Genomic DNA, 15,639 nt, shown 5'->3' on the forward strand with positions numbered 1-15,639 from the left:
GTTTTGTAATAATACTGCAAAAGTATAAGATATTAATGATTTTGAAAGACTTTATCGCTAATATATTTTGGTCAAAATAGGGATAAAATATGTCTTGTTGATGCATTCTGGTGTTTAAAGTAGAAAATAAAATACAATTTATAGTACGCAATTCAACTTAAATGCCTTTCTTTGCCTCCGAAAACAAAAGATAGTTTTTTTATTGTTCTTATTCTCTGGATTTACCTTTGTTATTTGGGATATTCTTGCAGTCTACAGATCACTACCAAAACCATCCTTGTTTATTTAATTAATTATTTATATATTTTTTGTATGAACATTTACATTGGTAACCTGAATTACCGGGTTAGAGAATCAGATCTACAACAAGTTTTGGAAGAGTATGGAACAGTAGATTCTGTAAAGTTAATTATTGATCGTGATACTCGTCGTTCTAAAGGTTTTGCTTTCGCTGAAATGCCTAATGATGCAGAAGCTAAAAACATGATTGAAGAACTCAATGGCGCCGAATTCGAAGGTCGTCAAATGGTAGTTAAAGAAGCTACGCCGAGAGGTTAATCTTTTAGCCTCAGGCTTTAAAAGATATCATTTGAATGAGGAAATGGAAATGTATTTTTCTGTTTCCTCATTTTTTTGTAAAGATATTTTGTATACGTTTGTGCGCAAATAATGAAAACTATGCATTTATTGGGGACTAATTGGAAAAAGACCGTTCGTCAGGGGGTACTACTGGGAGCTTTAGGTCTTGTTTTTTCTTCTCTTCACGCCCAGTTATCCGAACGTGTTTATCAGACAGATTATTCTATCCATCCGGAAAAAGAAAAAGAATTGTCCGTTGAATTGGATAACCTCAGTTTTTTTAAAAACAATGAGTATGCCGGGGTTGTCACGAGAGGCTATTCCCTTCCCGGTTTATGGGTACAACCGAAGGTGGTTTATTACCCTTTGCCTACGATCAAACTGGAAGCCGGACTTCATATGCTTTTTTATCATGGAGCGAATAAATATCCGAGTATGGCTTATATGGATATCCCGCGTTGGAAAGGAAATCAATATCAAAAAGGAACCCATATATTGCCTTATTTTCGCGCACAAATGGCTTTGTCGGAGCGAGTGAATCTGGTTATCGGGAACATTTACGGCGGAGCCAATCACCATCTGATAGAACCCTTGTATAGTCCCGAGCTCAATCTGACGGCTGATCCGGAAGCGGGTGTGCAGCTTCTCTATAATTCCCGAATTTTTGATTGGGACGCCTGGCTGAACTGGGAAAGTTTTATCTACCGGAACGATACACATCAGGAGGCGTTTACTGTCGGGATTTCTTCCCGTATAAAATGTAACGACCCGTCTTCCCGTTTCCATTGGTATATTCCCGTGCAAGGATTGGCCCAGCACCGGGGAGGGGAGATCGACACCCTGACTGTTGCTTCTGTGCAGACGTTGATGAATGGGGCTGTAGGTGTCGGAGCCGTATGGAATACGGGGCATAAGGTTTTCAAAAAGCTCAATGTGGAATTGGATGCCGCCGGTTATTATCAGCAGGCGGGTGAGATATGGCCTTTCGATAACGGGTATGGGGTATATGCCAAGGCTTCGGTTGATATATATGACTTTCGTATAAAAACCTCTTACTGGCAATGTGACCAGTTTATATCCATGTTGGGTGTTCCTTTTTATGGGGCAGTATCCACCCGGGAAGAAGGAGCAACATTGGATAAGCCCGAAATGGTTTATCTGGGATTGGAATATTCCCGTGTTTTGGGAAAAGGCTATTCGCTGGGAGTCGATCTGGATGTTTACCAGACATTGTCCGGCAAGATAAATAATCCGCAAACAGGGATTCGTTCGGTAGGAAGTTCTACCAGTTTTTCTTTTGGAGTGTATGTCCGGGTGAATCCTTCTTTCCTTTTGAAACGTTTTACTAAGTAAGTATCGGTACTGTGTTTAAAAAGCTTTGAAATTCAACCTTTTCAAAGCTCTCCTTTAGCGTTCGGAATGATCTCGGATCACAGGGTCAGTGGATTGTTCATGTAAGGACAATTCTGTTGCCGATGGGCATCGGCAATATTGACGATGCTGTTCAGCAATATTGTCGAACGTGTTCAGCAATATTGCCGATGCCCATCGGCAATAGAATTACCCCTCGAAAAAAAGAGGATCCTCCCGCATAAATGTGAAGTTGAGAAGACGTAGAGAAAGGGTTGGATGATATTGATTCTAAGGCTTGGCTCTGGCTTTAGGGAAAGCGATTCCGGTAATCCCCGGATATCGGATTGTGCTAACGTTTTTTATTGTCTGCAGGCACGGTCAAGTCAATAATAATCTGTAAATTTGTCGACATAAATATATTTATTAGAATGAAATACAATACAGAAGGAAAAAAGTTGGTAATGCCTGAGTATGGCCGTAATATTCAGAATATGGTGGACTATTGTCTGGCTATTGAAGATAGAACCGAACGCAAGCGTTGTGCCGACACTATTATAAATATCATGGGGAATATGTTTCCTCATTTACGGGATGTGAACGATTTCAAACACATACTATGGGATCATTTGGCTATCATGGCCGATTTCAAACTGGATATCGACTATCCTTATGAAATCATTAAAAAAGAAGATTTGCATAGTCGCCCTCCCCGTATTCCTTATAACAATTCACGCATTCGGTATCGCCATTATGGAAAAACGCTGGAGTTGATGATTGACAAAGCGACCGGATTCGAAGAAGAAGGTGAAGAAAAGAAACAACTGGTCAACCTCCTGGCTAACCATATGAAAAAATCTTTCCTTACCTGGAATAAAGAATCGGTGGACGACCGTAAAATCTTTAAAGACCTGGAAGAATTGTCTAAAGGAAAGATCGTGTTGGACGAAGAAGTCTATAAATTGACGGAAAGCCGGGATATTCTTGCCCGCAATAATAACAACACGAATAATAACAACAACAAGAAAAACTATTCGCGCAAAGGTCGATGAGCTCATTTGTCATAGAAGGTGGATATAAATTAGCGGGAGAGATCGTTCCCCAGGGAGCAAAGAATGAGGCTTTGCAGATTATCTGTGCCGTTCTCCTGACTCCCGAAAAAGTAACGGTACATAATGTACCTGATATTTTAGATGTAAATAATCTGATTCAGTTGTTGCGTGATATGCAGGTGAAGGTAGAGCATCCGGCTGCGGATGTGTATACTTTTCAGGCCGATGCCATCGATCTGGACTATTTATATACAGAAGAATTTGTACGCAAAAGTGCTTCGCTTCGTGGCTCGGTTATGATTGTAGGCCCTTTGGTGGGGCGTTTTGGAAAAGCATCGATCCCCAAGCCGGGAGGTGACAAAATCGGTCGCCGGCGGTTGGATACCCATTTTGTCGGGATCCAGAAGTTGGGCGCCTGCTTCCATTACGATGAAGACCATCAGTTATACGAGGTGGAAGCGAAGAAGCTAAAAGGCACTTATATGTTGTTGGACGAGGCTTCGGTTACCGGAACGGCAAATATTGTCATGGCGGCGGTATTGGCCGAGGGGACAACCACTATTTATAATGCGGCCTGTGAACCTTACCTGCAACAGCTTTGTGCGCTCTTAAACCGTATGGGTGCCCGTATCTCGGGTGTCGGTTCCAACCTGTTGACCATCGAAGGGGTAGAATCCTTAGGGGGAGCAACGCATACTATCCTGCCGGATATGATCGAGGTGGGTAGTTTTATCGGTATGGCCGCCATGACCGGATCGGATATTCTCATTAAAAATACAGGATATGAACACCTGGGTATAATACCCGACTCTTTTCGTCGTTTAGGTATTACGGTGGAACAGATAGGAGATGATATTCATGTTCCTTCCCATGATTCTTATCAGATAGATACTTTTATTGACGGCTCTATCATGACAATTGCCGATGCTCCCTGGCCGGGATTGACTCCGGATTTATTGAGTGTCTTTCTGGTTGTAGCCACACAGGCGGTAGGAAGCGTATTGATACATCAAAAAATGTTTGAGAGCCGGCTCTTTTTTGTGGATAAACTGATCGATATGGGAGCGCAGATCATCTTATGTGACCCGCATCGTGCGACAGTGATCGGTTTGGGCAATCGCTACCGGTTGCGCGGTTCTACGATGGTTTCTCCGGATATTCGTGCGGGGATTGCCATGTTGATAGCCGCCCTGAGTGCAGAAGGTACCAGCCGTATTGATAATATCGACCAGATAGACCGGGGCTATCAGAATATAGACAAACGATTGAATAATATAGGGGCTCGTATCACCAGACTATAATATGTTGTTATGATAAAGAAAGAGGATGTTTTTAAAATCGGTCGGTTTGCGAAGCCACATGGCGTGAAAGGGGAACTTTCTCTGGTAACGACCAGTGATCTTTTTGATGAGGTGGACGAACCGTATATCGTATGCGATATGGATGGCATATTGGTTCCTTTCTTTATCGAAGAATATAGGTATAAAAGTGATACGGTGACATTGGTGAAATTGGAATGTGTCGATAATGAAGACGCAGCCCGGGAGTTTGTCAACCGCGATGTGTATTATCCCCTGGAAGGTGTGGAGGAAGAGAACTTAGTGGGCGATATGACGTGGGATAGTTTTATCGGTTATACGGTGACTGATTCTGTTCATGGTCTGTTAGGTCCCATTAAAGGGGTGGATGAAAGTACGATAAATGTACTCTTGCAGGTCGATTACAAAGGAGAAGAACTCTTGTTCCCGGCCGTAGAAGAATTGATTACAGAGGTGGATCATACCCGTAAACAAATGACGGTGTCCCTGCCGGAAGGTTTGTTGGATTTGTGAAATAGGAATAGATAGAAATGGCAGAAAAGAAGAAAAAGAAAGGCAACCGCAAGTCTTTTTGGCACCGGATACGCTTCAAATATAAATTATCCTTTTTTAATGAAGGGACCTTGGAAGAGGTCTGGTCTTTTCGGATTTCCCAGCTTTCAGCTCTTCTGGTCTTGTTTATTTTTGCTTTTCTATTGATTGTCATAACCTCTCTTTTTATTATAATGACTCCTGTGAGGAATTACCTGCCCGGTTATCTGGATGTAGAGGTGCGAAAAGAAATTGTGCAGAATGCACTTCGGGCGGATTCATTGGAACGGATGATTGCCATTCAATCGCTTTACCTCGATAATATAGCGGGCATATTAACGGGAACGACTCCGATAGATTCTATCCGCGAGATCGATTCGTTGGCACATGTACATGCCAACTACGTGATTCTGCGTACGGCAAGAGAAGAAGATTTTATAAAGAATTTCGAAGAAGAGGAAAAGTATAACCTGAATAGTTTGAGTTCCAATACGGCTCCTGCCGATGGGGTTTTCTTTTTCAAACCGATAAATGGCATTGTGTCGGCTGCCTTTGAACCGGAAAAACATCATTATGGAATCGATCTGGTGTCGGCACCGAATGAGAGTGTATTGGCTACATTAGATGGTACGGTTATCTTTACCGGTTATGATCCTAATTTTGGCAATGTGATTCAGTTACAACATAAGAATGGTTTTTTATCCGTTTATAAACACAACGAGTTGCTGTTGAAAGAAATAGGCGATACCGTTGTGGCTGGCGAAGCGATTGCTTTAGTCGGTAATACCGGGAAATTATCTACAGGACCACATCTTCATTTTGAGCTCTGGTTCAGGGGATTGCCGGTGAATCCTACAGAATATATTGCGTTTTAGTTCCCATGAAAAGACAATTAGCTATATTAGGTTCTACGGGTTCTATTGGAACCCAGGCATTGGAAGTGGTAAGCGAGCATGCCGATTTGTTTGAGGTTTATGCGTTGACAGCAAATAATCAGGTTGATTTGCTTATCAACCAGGCGCGTAAATTCATGCCGGAGGTAGTGGTTATTGCCAATGAAGAGAAATATCCGGAATTGAAAGAGGCTTTGGAAGATCTACCCATAAAGGTGTGGGCCGGTTCCGAAGCAATCGCCCAGGTAGTACAGTCGGAACCGATTCATATGGTACTGACTGCTATGGTCGGATATTCCGGGTTGAAACCGACAATCGCAGCCATAAAAGCCGGTAAGGCGATTGCTTTGGCCAATAAAGAAACCTTGGTGGTTGCAGGGGAACTGATCACCTCCCTGGCTGCTGAATATAAAGTACCTGTCTTGCCGGTTGATTCGGAGCATTCCGCTATTTTTCAGTGTTTGGCTGGCGAATGGGAGAATCCGGTGGAGAAGATCGTGTTGACAGCTTCCGGCGGACCGTTCCGCACGAAGTCGCTGGAAGAGTTGGCTTTGGTAACAAAGACACAGGCATTGAAACACCCAAACTGGACGATGGGAGCAAAGGTGACGATTGATTCTGCTTCGATGATGAATAAAGGCTTTGAGATGATTGAGGCGAAATGGTTGTTTGGCGTTTCACCCGATCAGATACAGGTCGTGGTGCATCCGCAATCGATTATTCATTCGATGGTTCAGTTTCAGGATGGAGCTGTTATGGCTCAATTGGGTATTCCGGATATGAAACTGCCGATAGCCTATGCCTTTTCTTATCCCCAGCGGTTGAAGAGTACCGCTCCCCGGTTGGACTTCAAGCAGTATGCCACACTTACTTTTGAAGAGCCGGATATGACACGTTTCAGAAACCTGGCATTTGCTTTTGAATCCATACGGAAAGGAGGCAATCTGCCTTGTGTCATGAATGCGGCCAATGAAGTAGTGGTCGCCGCTTTCCTGCAGGAAAAGATCGGTTTTTTGCAGATGAGTGATGTGATAGAGAAGACAATGGAGAAAGCAACTTTTATTGCAACGCCCGATTACGATGATTATGTGGCGACAGATACAGAAGCCAGGCAGATAGCTATGGGTTTATTTTAAATATTTAATGAATAAAAATAGATGGAGACATTTTTGATTAAGGCATTACAGCTTATATTAAGCTTATCGATATTGGTGCTTGTGCATGAGTTCGGGCATTTTATTTTTGCCCGTATCTACAAGGTACGTGTGGAAAAGTTTTACCTGTTTTTTGATGCTTGGTTTGCCCTTTTCCGGTATAAACCGAAAAACAGTGATACGGAGTACGGTGTGGGGTGGTTGCCCTTGGGCGGATATTGTAAGATCTCCGGGATGATCGATGAGAGTATGGATAAGGAGCAGATGGCCTTGCCGCCGCAACCCTATGAGTTCCGTTCCAAATCAGCAGGAAAACGACTGATGATAATGATTGCCGGGGTCTTATTTAATTTCCTCCTGGCGCTTTTTATCTATTCCATGATTTTATATACCTGGGGAGATACGTATGTACCTCTTAAGAATATGAAACATGGGATGTATTACAGTGAAACATTTCATGACGTAGGCTTTCGGGATGGAGATATACTGACGAAAGCGGACGATACGGTATTGGAGCGTTTTGGGGAGAATAGTTTTCGCCAGGTGGTTGAAGCCCGAACGGTAACAGTGATTCGAGACGGTATAGAAGTTGTTATTCCTATGCCGGAGGATATGATGCAACGGGTATTGCGGGATAAAAAAGGTTTTGCCGATCCCAACCGTTTCCCTATGGTGATACGGGAGTTGGCCGACGAGCACTCTCCGGCGGCTAAAGCGGGCTTGATGGCACGCGATAGTATTGTCTCTGTTAATGGTGAGGCAACGCCTGTGTCTGAAGATGTAATGCGGGTTTTGAATGCAAACAAAGATGCGGATATACAAGTAGGTTTTTACCGGAATGGTCTTTTGGAATCTACCGTATTGCATACGGATACTGCCGGTAAGATGGGGGTATATGCGGAGACTTCTACCGCTTTATTGTATGGTACGGTGACGAAGTCCTATGGTTTCTTCGAGTCTTTTCCGGCCGGAGCCAAACTGGGTGTTAATACATTGAAAGGGTATGTGAATGATATGAAATATGTATTCACCAAAGAAGGAGCATCCAGTCTGGGAGGATTCGGTACTATCGGAGGCTTATTTCCTGCCAAATGGAACTGGCGTATGTTCTGGGAAAGGACCGCTTTTCTATCCATTATTCTGGCGTTTATGAATATCTTGCCTATACCTGCATTGGACGGTGGTCATGTTATGTTCTTATTGTATGAAGTTATTGCCCGTCGCAAACCGAGTGATAAGTTCCTGGAGTATGCACAGATAACAGGTATGTTGATTCTTTTCGGCTTACTTCTTTTTGCCAATGGGAATGATCTTATCCGGTATTTCTTTAAGTAAAAGCGCGTAAAACGTATTTTATATCAAAAGGGGCTGTCCAAAACTGGACAGCCCCTTTTGATTTTATAATCTTGCCGTTTTTTTTATTTCAGCACTTCATTGACTGCATCTAAAGATTTTTGAGCGTTGGCATTGCCGATGGTTTTAGCTTGCTCCAGGTATTCTTTGGCTTTTTTAAAGTCTACACTCGCTTTGCTTTTTTCAGCAGCGTATTTGTCCGGATCTGTTGCTGCTGCTGCCGTTGCTGCCTGTAACACTTTAGCTCCTTTGTTATAATATAAGATACCTAAGCTATACAGTGCATTGCCCTGATAGGTTTTGTTAGATACTTTCAATACTTCATTGAACAGTTTTTCCGCTTCAGTCGCATCTCCGCTTTTTTGTTTGGCTTGTGCTAATTTCATGAAGTAGCCATATTGCATCTTCTCTAAGTTTGCATTTGCCGGGAAAGCTTTGAGACCTTCTTCTACTGTTGCACTGAATTCTTCTGATTTGTTTAAATCGCGTAAAGCCTTGGCTTTACCTGCATATGCATTTTCTGCTTTGTATCCTTTTTTGATAGACATATCAAAGAAACGAACGGCCTCATCGTATTTTTTTGCCTGGTCTGCACTGAATCCTGCGTTGAAGATACGTGCTTCGTCCTGGTAATCTGTCAGTTTAAGGTATTCGCTGTATTTGCTTAATGCTTCTTCGTAATTTTTTACTTTAATGGCAGCGTCACCTTCATCTCGCAATTTGTCAGCATCTTGTGCAAATAGGCTTCCCAGACAAAAGCAAAACGATACAAATAAAACAATTTTCTTCATGATTAAATTAATTTAGTTGATAATGTCCAAAAGTAGTATCTCTGCTCAAAGCGAACAAGGTTTTTTGCTTTTATTTAGATTTCCAAAGGTAAATAATTGTTTGTTAACAATGAGTTTTTCGGAAGTAGAAACAAAAAAGGCCTGTTTGCATTTCAAACAGGCCTTTTGGTGGGTTTTATTTTATAAACCTTTGCCGTGGCAAGCTTTATATTTCTTACCGCTTCCACAAGGGCAAGGATCGTTACGTCCTACTCTTTTTTCTGTGCGAATCGGTTCCAGTCTTTGTTGTTGCTGTTGCATTTGTTCCGGTGCATTTGGATTAACCGGTGCATGATTACCTCCGCCTATTTCGGCTTTCTCTGTCCGGTACCGGCTCATATCCTGGCGTCTTTCCGGTGTTGCCTGTTGCACGGCAATACGGCGGGAGGCGGCAGCTGCTGCAGCTTGTTGTTCGGCCGACGGTTGCTCTTCCCGTACCGGTATCTGTCCACGCATCAAAACGGCAGCACTCTTTCTGTTCATGATATCTACCATCGTTTTAAAGAGGGTATACGATTCCAGTTTGTAGATCAATAACGGATCTTTGTTCTCGTAGCTGGCATTCTGAACCGAATGGCGTAATTCATCCATTTCGCGTAAGTGTTCTTTCCAGGATTCGTCGATGGTATGCAATACAATAGATTTCTGGAAAGATTTAGCAATCGCTTTACTTTCCGTATCGTAGGCTTCTTTCAGGTTGCAGGATACATTATACATCCGTTTTCCGTCTGTGATCGGAATAAGAATGTTTTCGTACATAGCTCCCTGATTTTCGTATACCTGTTTAATTACCGGATTGGCAACCTGTATCATCCGCTCCATCCGGCGTTTGAAAGTCTTCAACACCTCGTCGAAAAGTTTGTCTATCAGCTCAGGAGACTTTATACTTTTGAATTCTTCTTCTGTGAAAGGCGATTCCATTGCGAATGTACGGAAGAGTTCCAGTTTGAATCCTTCAAAGTCATGCACATCGGCATGTTGTTCGATAATGGAGGTCGAAGTATCGTAGATGGTATTCAATACGTCCATACCGATACGCTCTCCCATAAGCGCATGTCGACGGCGGGTATAGATCACGTTACGTTGTGAGTTCATCACATCATCGTATTCGAGCAAACGTTTACGGATACCGAAGTTGTTTTCTTCCACTTTCTTTTGTGCCCGTTCTACCGACTTGCTCAGCATGCTGTGTTCCAATACTTCACCTTCTTTGAATCCCATACGGTCCATTAATCCGGCTATCTTTTCAGAAGCGAACAGACGCATCAGGTCATCTTCGAGAGAGACAAAGAATACCGAAGAACCCGGGTCTCCCTGACGTCCGGCACGTCCTCTTAACTGACGGTCTACGCGCCGGCTTTCGTGACGTTCCGTACCGATGATCGCCAAACCACCAGCAGCTTTCACCTCCGGAGAAAGTTTGATGTCGGTACCACGACCGGCCATATTGGTTGCAATCGTAACGGTGCCTTTTTGTCCTGCCTGGGCTACAATATCTGCTTCCCGTTGGTGTAATTTCGCATTCAATACATTGTGAGGTATCTTCCGCATATTCAACATACGGCTGAGCAATTCGGATATCTCCACCGAAGTTGTACCGACAAGCACCGGTCTTCCGGCTTCCACCAAAGCGCTGATCTCGTCAATCACCGCATTGTATTTTTCCCGCTTCGTTTTGTAGATGCGGTCGTTCATATCTTTACGGGCGATCGGGCGGTTGGTAGGAATAACCACAACATCCAGTTTGTAGATGTCCCAAAGTTCGCCTGCTTCCGTTTCAGCCGTACCGGTCATACCGGATAGTTTGTGGTACATACGGAAGTAATTCTGTAAAGTAATCGTTGCAAACGTCTGGGTGGCAGCTTCCACCTTCACCCGTTCTTTGGCTTCAATCGCCTGGTGCAGTCCGTCGGAGTAACGACGTCCATCCATAATACGTCCGGTCTGTTCGTCAACGATCATTACCTTATTGTCCATAACCACATACTCATCATCTTTTTCAAACAATGTATAGGCTTTCAGTAATTGGTTGATTGTATGTACGCGTTCGCTTTTTACGGAATAGTTTGCCAGGATCTCATCTTTTTGTGCTTGCACTTCTTCTTCCGTACCCGTCACGTTTTCCAACTGTGATAATTCGGCAGCAATATCCGGCAGTACAAAGAAATGAGGATCATCCGAATTACCTGTCAACAGGTCAATCCCTTTGTCTGTCAGCTCGATACTGTTGTTCTTCTCATCAATCACAAAGAACAAATCATCGGTAACGAGGTGCATATTGCGCATATTCTCTGCCATGTACAATGCTTCGGTTTTGAGCATCTGCGATTTGATACCCGGTTCACTCAGGTATTTAATCAAGGCTTTGTTGCGCGGGAAACCTTTGAAAGAACGATAAAGCAGGAGTGTACCTTCTTCTTGTACTTTGTTATCGTCGCTGGCCATTTTTTGTTTGGCTTCGGTCAATAGTTTAGTGGCCAGGTTCTTTTGAGCATTGACAACCACCTCTACATTGGGGCGGAACTGTTCAAACAATTGTTCTTCTCCGCGGGGGATAGGTCCGGAAATGATCAAAGGAGTACGGGCATCGTCAATCAATACCGAGTCGACCTCATCGACAATGGCATAATTGTGTTTGCGTTGTACCAGATCATTGGGGCTGATAGCCATATTGTCACGCAGGTAATCAAAGCCGAACTCATTGTTCGTACCGAAAGTAATATCTGCATTATACGCTGCCCGGCGGGCGTCGGAGTTGGGTTGGTGTTTGTCGATACAATCAACAGACAATCCATGGAACATATACAATGGTCCCATCCATTCCGAGTCACGTTTAGACAGGTAGTCGTTCACCGTTACTACGTGTACCCCGTTTCGTGTCAGGGCATTGAGGAAGACAGGCAGGGTAGCAACCAGGGTTTTTCCTTCCCCGGTAGCCATTTCGGCAATCTTACCTTTGTGTAATACAACACCTCCGAACAGCTGTACATCGTAATGTATCATGTCCCAGTGTATTTCACCTCCTCCGGCTGTCCAGTGGTTCAGGTAAATAGCTTTATCGTCTTCGATGCGTACGAAGTCGTGTTTGGCAGCCAGGTCACGGTCGAAGTCAGTGGCAGTTACCACAATTTCTTCGTTTTCGGTGAAACGGCGTGCTGTATCTTTAACGATAGAAAAGACTTCGGGTAATACCTCTTCGAGGATCACCTCCATTTTTTCTGTAATTTCTTTTTCTATTTTATCTACTTCTGCCCAAATTGTTTCCCGCTCTTCCAATTCTTTCTCGTCTATGCCTTCGCGCAGGCGGGCTACGGCAGCCCGTTCGTCGGCTACATAATCCTGGATGCGTTGTTTGATATCATCTATCCTGGCACGTAACTCATCGTGGCTTAGACCTGCAATAGACGGATAAACGGCTTGGATTTTCTTCACATACGGGGTGATCTCTTTCAGGTCCCGTTGCGATTTATTGCCGAATAATTTGGTCATAAATTCATTGAATCCCATAATTCTTTTATTTAATTGACAAGTGACAATTGGTAATTGACAATGAAATGTCAAATGGAATTGTATTCTTGCCGTACGTTTATATTCTTGTTATTCGTGATTAAGGGAGACGGAGTCAGGGATTGAATGACGCATTCTTCCCTTTTTCCCCCTTTTGCTTTCCGAATTGTCAATTGTTACTTGTCAATTGTCAATTCAAACAGCGGAACGCTGTTTGACGCATTCGGTGGCCTTATCCGTAATATATGTGTTACGGAAGGGGCTACTTCTGTCGCTTTTACTTCGCGGTAAATATGTTTAGGCTGAATGCCATTCCCCATAAAGATGAGTGGGGTCATAACGGCATTGTTCCGGATCACTTTGACTTTTTCTTTGGCATCGTCAAAGTTGATCTTCCAGCCTGGTTGCAGTTCGATGATCAGATCGCCACGTCCCAGGTGATGGGTGCCGTGACGGAATTTGGCGGTGCCTTCGTTCCAGTCTCCATGCAGCAGGGCATGATCGGTCGTGACCAATTGTACCCCACTGAATTCCTGGATGAATTCAGCCGCTTTATCTTGTATTTCGGTAAGATTTAATTTAGCGTTTTCAATGGCTTTACGGTTCAGGTATATCTGGTTGTTGTAATATCCCTTCACCCAATTATTCTCCTGTCCGTATACGGCCATCAAATACATGTTGAGCAGTGCGATGCAACGTTTGGGGTGAAATTCGCCTCCGCCCAATAGCATTCCCTCCGGATATTCTTCTTCGCTGCGGAAATAACCGCTGCCGGTGAACACAATCAGTGTGCGGTTCAGGCCGACCTTTTTATCGATTACATCCAATAATTCTTCGATGTCCTTATCCAATTGGTAATAGGTATCCTGAATCTCCCGGTTGTATTCCTTATGCATCAGGCCCCGGTAGTTACCGGCGTAATAGGTCAACGCGAGCATATCCGGACAAGAACGTGTGCCGAATGCCGCATATTCCAGGAATTGTTTGGCCAAGCGGTTGATCTCCTTATTTATAAAAGGAGATGTTTTTAAGTGCAGATACGGATTGGCTTGCTTGGTATTGAATGTATATTTGAAAGGCACCTCGTCCTGTACGTAGGGAAATGCATGGTAACGGTCGAGTGGTAGAGAGGGTGTCCATGTCATCGTCTCCAACCGGGAAGGCAAGGCTTCGACTCCGTTATTGTATTTATCCAGGTACCAGGGGATTCCTTTATAATAGGTCGTGGTCGCCCATTTACCATTGTAATCATCCATCCAGAACGCTCCGTTCGCTGCATGTCCGGCAGAAAGTATGGCACTTTCCGCATCCGGTGCAATGGCGTACACATCGCTGCGTCCTTTGGAGGCTATTTTCAATTCGTCTCCTATGGTCGAACCTATCAACGCTTTGGGAGAATAGTTCTCTTTCGTATAATTTCCTAAGAATTCCGGGTCGTTTAAGATAGAGACGGCTCGTTCTTTCTCGAAATCATATACTTTGTCGTTATGTATGCCGTGGAAGGCCGGATTGGAGCCGGTAAAAAGGGTGGCGAATGCACTGGCCTGGTCAATGTTTGAAAATTCGAAACGGATGTTATTGTAAACAAGGCCTTCGTTCATTAAACGTTTGAAGCCCCGTTCCCCAAAGGTTTGGTAGAAATATTCAATATAATCCCCTCGCAATTGATCCACCGTAATGCATACCACTAACTTGGGAGCTTGTTGTGCTTCCAGGTTGGTGACTGCCAAAAGGACGATCAGTGACGATAATATTTTTCTCATTCGAAATGTCGTTTATACCTGTATAGCCCATATCCGGAACGTAGCCAAAGCGTGGCTACAAGCGGTATGAAGGCTGCATTCATCTGCTGTGGTATGAAATGCCAACCCATCAGCATACATGAAAGCGCCGCAAAGTTAATAAAATGATAGCAATATGCGGCCTTCTTTCCTCTTTTTACACAAAATAAAATAAGTCCGATCAGGTGTAAAGGGTGTAACCATATCAAGGACCAATTGGGCCAGATAGACGGATGTTCGGACTGGAAACACAAAAAGAAAAGGACAATACCCCCTAAGCCGGCCGCCGCAAATAAGACAATGTCTATGCCTAAAAAGGCTCTTTTCTTGCGTGCCCCCAGATAAGTCAGGGCGGCGATGACAAAGAAAAGGATCCAGCCGCAAACCAGGGGCGTGAATAAGGTGTCGAGTATATCCGGTTCTATTTCAGTCTCTGCCGCTTTGATGATATGTGTTTCTTTGACCAAAGGGCGTTCTGTATCGCCAAATGTCTGAATGGTCGCTTTACTGAATGCTTCTTTCAGGTAAAAAGGTAAAAACATCATCTCGTGCGGGGTTGCCATGCGGTCGGTCGGGCTGCCCAATGCCAGGGCGCAGCCGAAGGTGAGCCACGGATGGTTGCGGGTGCATTCATCGATCATGTCCCGGAAGGTGCGGGTAGGAGGGGGATCGTTATAGAGGATGTTGCCGTTGACGTTGTTTTCCAAGAGTAAAGGTATACGTGTGGCGCAATTGTCGAAAAAGAAATTGTATCGGTACACCCGGTTCTCCGGTTGCGCGTTTTGGATTAAGTTCATCCAGATCAGACTGACCTCTTCGTAGGTCAGGTCTAATACCTGCTCGGTGATGTCGCTGCCTCTCATCTGGTATTCGACGATGTAACTCAGATAATCATGCGCCCCCAACATATAATCGGTTTCCCCTTTGGCGAAATGGTAGATGAAGTTGGGTTTGGAGTCGTCGAACAAGCCAAAGTTGAATACCTTATCAAAATGATGTGTCGGGTCGGTCAACCGCAAAGCGACATGTCCGTATACGGTAAACACCTGTCCTTCGTAGGGAGCGCTTGTCAGGACACTGATCGTGGCCTCTTTGCTCAAGATCCGTTGAGCATGTGCCTGCAGGAGTAAACAGACGCTTATACATGCTAAAAATATCTTCTTTGTCATTTTTTGTTTTCTTAGAAGCTACAAAGGTAACAATAATAATAAGCAGAACATACATCTGTAAAGGCTTCTTGTCGATTCTTACCCAGGCACAATTCTGTTGCCGATGCGCATCGGCAACATT

12 protein-coding genes are annotated in these 15,639 nt (G+C 44.0%); 8 read left to right on the forward strand and 4 right to left on the reverse strand.

The features are described from left to right. Window positions 1–312 precede the first annotated feature (312 nt). From D0T51_RS02970 to rseP, 8 genes are all read left to right on the forward strand, one after another. Window positions 313–558 carry an RNA-binding protein gene (locus tag D0T51_RS02970; RefSeq protein WP_163724950.1) on the forward strand — a complete coding sequence of 82 codons (246 nt, stop codon included), beginning with the start codon at window positions 313–315 and terminating at the stop codon, window positions 556–558. A 111-nt stretch (window positions 559–669) separates the two neighbouring features. Then, the gene (locus tag D0T51_RS02975) at window positions 670–1,932 is read left to right on the forward strand and encodes a hypothetical protein (RefSeq protein WP_373457000.1); all 1,263 of its coding nucleotides are present in this window, start codon (window positions 670–672) and stop codon (window positions 1,930–1,932) included. 428 nt (window positions 1,933–2,360) lie between these two features. Beyond that, window positions 2,361–2,981 carry a DUF4290 domain-containing protein gene (locus D0T51_RS02980; RefSeq protein WP_163724954.1) on the forward strand — a complete coding sequence of 207 codons (621 nt, stop codon included), beginning with the start codon at window positions 2,361–2,363 and terminating at the stop codon, window positions 2,979–2,981. Further along, window positions 2,978–4,282 carry a UDP-N-acetylglucosamine 1-carboxyvinyltransferase gene (murA, locus tag D0T51_RS02985; protein WP_163724957.1) on the forward strand — a complete coding sequence of 435 codons (1,305 nt, stop codon included), beginning with the start codon at window positions 2,978–2,980 and terminating at the stop codon, window positions 4,280–4,282. Before D0T51_RS02980 ends, murA begins: the two co-directional genes overlap by 4 nt. A 9-nt stretch (window positions 4,283–4,291) precedes the next feature. After that, the gene (rimM, locus tag D0T51_RS02990) at window positions 4,292–4,813 is read left to right on the forward strand and encodes a ribosome maturation factor RimM (RefSeq protein WP_163724960.1); all 522 of its coding nucleotides are present in this window, start codon (window positions 4,292–4,294) and stop codon (window positions 4,811–4,813) included. 17 nt (window positions 4,814–4,830) lie between these two features. After that, window positions 4,831–5,706 carry a M23 family metallopeptidase gene (locus D0T51_RS02995; RefSeq protein WP_163724963.1) on the forward strand — a complete coding sequence of 292 codons (876 nt, stop codon included), beginning with the start codon at window positions 4,831–4,833 and terminating at the stop codon, window positions 5,704–5,706. Window positions 5,707–5,711: 5 nt separating this feature from the next. Then, complete coding sequence (locus D0T51_RS03000) at window positions 5,712–6,860, forward strand: 1-deoxy-D-xylulose-5-phosphate reductoisomerase (RefSeq protein ID WP_163724965.1); 1,149 nt, start codon at window positions 5,712–5,714, stop codon at window positions 6,858–6,860. Between the two features lie 21 nt (window positions 6,861–6,881). After that, the gene (gene rseP / locus D0T51_RS03005) at window positions 6,882–8,213 is read left to right on the forward strand and encodes an RIP metalloprotease RseP (protein ID WP_163724968.1); all 1,332 of its coding nucleotides are present in this window, start codon (window positions 6,882–6,884) and stop codon (window positions 8,211–8,213) included. A gap of 83 nt (window positions 8,214–8,296) precedes the next feature. Here the strand turns inward: rseP and D0T51_RS03010 are convergent, their stop codons facing one another. The 4 genes from D0T51_RS03010 to D0T51_RS03025 all read right to left on the reverse strand — a co-directional run bounded on the left by D0T51_RS03010 (window position 8,297) and on the right by D0T51_RS03025 (window position 15,518). Then, window positions 8,297–9,022: a tetratricopeptide repeat protein gene (locus tag D0T51_RS03010; RefSeq protein WP_163724972.1), complete on the reverse strand. Its 726-nt coding sequence runs from the start codon at window positions 9,020–9,022 to the stop codon at window positions 8,297–8,299. Between the two features lie 180 nt (window positions 9,023–9,202). Then, window positions 9,203–12,568, reverse strand: a complete 3,366-nt coding sequence (secA, locus tag D0T51_RS03015; RefSeq protein WP_163724975.1) for a preprotein translocase subunit SecA — start codon at window positions 12,566–12,568, stop codon at window positions 9,203–9,205. A 176-nt stretch (window positions 12,569–12,744) separates the two neighbouring features. Then, entirely contained in the window at window positions 12,745–14,331 is a 1,587-nt protein-coding gene (locus tag D0T51_RS03020; RefSeq protein WP_163724977.1) for an alkaline phosphatase family protein, read from the reverse strand. Continuing rightward, entirely contained in the window at window positions 14,328–15,518 is a 1,191-nt protein-coding gene (locus tag D0T51_RS03025) for a DUF4105 domain-containing protein (protein WP_163724980.1), read from the reverse strand. Before D0T51_RS03025 ends, D0T51_RS03020 begins: the two co-directional genes overlap by 4 nt. Window positions 15,519–15,639 lie beyond the last annotated feature (121 nt).

It is taken from the genome of Parabacteroides sp. 52 (assembly GCF_010500925.1).
Classification (GTDB): domain Bacteria; phylum Bacteroidota; class Bacteroidia; order Bacteroidales; family Tannerellaceae; genus QVMG01.

Coding starts and splice junctions, on each gene's coding strand:
- D0T51_RS02970 (WP_163724950.1), top strand. CDS start 313: ATGAACATTTACATTGGTAACCTGAATTACCGGGTTAGAGAATCAGAT.
- D0T51_RS02975 (WP_373457000.1), top strand. CDS start 670: ATGAAAACTATGCATTTATTGGGGACTAATTGGAAAAAGACCGTTCGT.
- D0T51_RS02980 (WP_163724954.1), top strand. CDS start 2,361: ATGAAATACAATACAGAAGGAAAAAAGTTGGTAATGCCTGAGTATGGC.
- murA (WP_163724957.1), top strand. CDS start 2,978: ATGAGCTCATTTGTCATAGAAGGTGGATATAAATTAGCGGGAGAGATC.
- rimM (WP_163724960.1), top strand. CDS start 4,292: ATGATAAAGAAAGAGGATGTTTTTAAAATCGGTCGGTTTGCGAAGCCA.
- D0T51_RS02995 (WP_163724963.1), top strand. CDS start 4,831: ATGGCAGAAAAGAAGAAAAAGAAAGGCAACCGCAAGTCTTTTTGGCAC.
- D0T51_RS03000 (WP_163724965.1), top strand. CDS start 5,712: ATGAAAAGACAATTAGCTATATTAGGTTCTACGGGTTCTATTGGAACC.
- rseP (WP_163724968.1), top strand. CDS start 6,882: ATGGAGACATTTTTGATTAAGGCATTACAGCTTATATTAAGCTTATCG.
- D0T51_RS03010 (WP_163724972.1), bottom strand. CDS start 9,022: ATGAAGAAAATTGTTTTATTTGTATCGTTTTGCTTTTGTCTGGGAAGC.
- secA (WP_163724975.1), bottom strand. CDS start 12,568: ATGGGATTCAATGAATTTATGACCAAATTATTCGGCAATAAATCGCAA.
- D0T51_RS03020 (WP_163724977.1), bottom strand. CDS start 14,331: ATGAGAAAAATATTATCGTCACTGATCGTCCTTTTGGCAGTCACCAAC.
- D0T51_RS03025 (WP_163724980.1), bottom strand. CDS start 15,518: ATGACAAAGAAGATATTTTTAGCATGTATAAGCGTCTGTTTACTCCTG.